Origin of the sequence: Aeromonas sp. HMWF015 (genome assembly GCF_963878965.1) — a bacterium.
GTDB classification, from domain to species: domain Bacteria; phylum Pseudomonadota; class Gammaproteobacteria; order Enterobacterales; family Aeromonadaceae; genus Aeromonas; species Aeromonas veronii.
This window is the reverse complement of the sequence record NZ_CAWNZT010000177.1, coordinates 1127-2851: the sequence shown is the minus strand read 5'-3', so window position 1 is coordinate 2851 and position 1725 is coordinate 1127. Positions and strand designations below refer to the sequence as shown.

Genomic DNA, 1725 nt, shown 5'->3' with positions numbered 1-1725 from the left:
CCGGACTTCGCCGCCTGGCTGGTGGAGCAGGGGATCGACTCGGTGTCGCTAAACCCCGATACCGTGGTCGATACCTGGCTCTATCTGGCGGAGCAGCATGGTGCCAAGTAAGCCACTGTCAAAATGAGCAGTACAGAAAGGGGGCCATAATGGCCCCCTTTGTTATCTGCGTGTCGCGACCTATTTCGGCTGCTGTTCGGCCCCCGACAGCTCGATCTGCGCATTCACCCCTTCGCTCTTGAGCTTGGTGGCGATGGCATTGAGATCGGTGCCCGATTTGGCCTCCAGCAGGGCGATACCACCGCTGCTCTGCTTGAAGTTCAGGCCGTGGCGAGTCGCCAGCGCCTTGGCGCTGGCATCGTCAGCTTCCACTAGCAGGGTGCCACTGACGGTGAGTTCGGGGCTGGCGGCCCCTTGCATCAACACGTCACCGCGGCGCAGGGTCTGTTGCGGGACCTTGCTGTCAAGGCTGCGGGCGACCCGCTTCTTGCTGCCATTGTCAGGAATGAGGTAGGTCTGGCCGTTCACCTCTATGGTGCTGTACTGCTTGCCATCCATGGTGATGGACTCCTGGGCGCAGAGCTGTCCCGAGAGGGGGGCCAGCAGGGTTGCCAGAAGCAAGGTAACAGGTTTGTTCATGGTAATACTCCTAGCGTGTTAGCTGCGGTTGGCATCGTGACCCAGGACCCGCAGGGACCATGAGATCAGCTTGCCCGGTTGGCGATTGTTGCGCTCGGTCAGGGTGGTACGCTCACGGGTCTCGCGATTGAGCAGAGAGACCTGACGGGTACCGTTGGCAACGTCGGTTACTTCCAGTCGCCATGTACCTTGCGCCGATTCGCCGTAGAACTTGTTGGATAGCATCCGCATGTCGCGCAATCCCTTGGTTCGTACAAAGCCCAGCTGCTGCTGGTCGAGAGATTGGCCGACCAGGCTGTTGAAGGGGCTCAGCAGGATGCTGCGGGTGCCGGCGGGGGAGACCAGTTCGATTAGCAGATCGGGCAGGCGCTGATGATCCAGACTCACCATCACCTGAACCGCTTCTACCGTCAATGGTGTGGCAATGCGGGTTGTCGAGCTGGTCGGGCTGTTGCCCACATCCGCAATGGCGGCGGCACTGCCGCTGACATTGATCTTCTGCCATGGCAGTTGCACCAGCGGGGGCAGGGGCTGGTGATTGGCTGCCAGCTCAAGGGCCTTGTTGACGTCGATCAGACCAAAACCGTAAGTCGGGCTGAACCACATGCCGGCGGCATTGCGCTCCCACCCTTCCAGCCCTTTCACATCACGCACCTTGCCGGTGCTGCTGGTGTAGCTGACCATCACAGGTTTCTGTGTGGCATCGACCCGGGTTGCGCTGCGCGCCAGCAGATCCCGCAGGTCCCGCACCGACAGATCCGGGTAGGCGGACATCAGCAGCGCCATAGCGCCGGAGGTGCTGGGGGTGGCGGAGGAGGTGCCGTTCATCACGCCGTTGTAGTCGCAGCTGGCATCCAGTTGCGGGTTGCCGTGCAGCCGGTTGGTGCTGGGATCGTCGGTGCGGTTGTAACCCATGTCGCAGCCGGGCAGATCCGTGGTCACCATCGCCGGAGCGTCGGTACCGTACTCGCCGCCGGTCGCGCTCAGGAAGATGTTGCTGCCGACGCTGGAGTAGGAGGATCTGACGCCATCGGCGTTGAGCGCGCTTACCACCAGGTTCCAGAAGTTGCTGTTGGAGGGATCGAG

The 1725-nt window shown here is 61.8% G+C and carries 1 protein-coding gene and 1 pseudogene; both read right to left on the bottom strand.

Annotated features, from left to right (window positions below):
* Nucleotides 1-180 precede the first annotated feature (180 nt).
* On the bottom strand, nt 181-639 hold the full coding sequence (locus AACS18_RS09150) for a serine protease chaperone (RefSeq protein ID WP_108614168.1): 459 nt from the start codon (nt 637-639) through the stop codon (nt 181-183).
* 18 nt (nt 640-657) lie between these two features.
* A pseudogene (asp, locus tag AACS18_RS09145) lies at nt 658-1725 on the bottom strand (serine protease Asp); the annotation flags it as partial.